Annotated in this window: 1 protein-coding gene; it reads right to left on the bottom strand. The window is 65.1% G+C overall.

Annotation, left to right across the window (positions count from 1 at the left end):
• Nucleotide 1 precedes the first annotated feature (1 nt).
• Nucleotides 2-331, bottom strand: coding sequence for a DUF2190 family protein (locus AC1DZC_RS20495; protein WP_477044577.1), 330 nt, complete (start codon nt 329-331; stop codon nt 2-4).
• Between the last annotated feature and the right edge of the window lie 173 nt (nt 332-504).

Below are 504 nucleotides of genomic sequence, written 5' to 3'. Positions count from 1 at the left end.
GTTACGCGACCCAGCGCAGCTTGACGGCGACCGTGGCGTCGCCCGACTGGGCGGCCTTCTGAAACACGCCGATCTGGGTGTTGCTCGCGGAGACGTTCGTCACCAGGCGCGCAGTATTGTCCCAATAGGCCTTCGTCTTGCGGGTGATTGCGACCGCGGCCTTGGGAAGCGTCCAGACGCCGCTGGTGACGCCAACCACCGAGGCGCCGCTAAGCGCGTCGTTGGAGGCGACGGCGAACTCGACGCCATCGAGGAAACCTTGACCGCTGGTCAGGTTGTACGGGGCGACCATGTCACTGTCATTGACGCCCGGGGCGAGATAATTCTTCATGGCGGTGGCTCCTTATTCCGCCGCGCGGTGAGCGCGGATTGCGGCGATCATGTCCGGGGCGGCCTTGGCATCGCCAAGGTCGACACCCTCTTCGGCGGCGATCTTCTTCAGTTCGGCCGGCTTCTTCCCGTCGAGATCCTCCTCGGCGTCCTGGTCATCGACCAGTTCGGCCG

This window comes from Cellulomonas sp. P2_B4 (assembly GCF_056404795.1).
The sequence above is the reverse complement of the archived record's forward strand: the minus strand, read 5'-3'. Positions and strand labels throughout refer to the sequence as shown.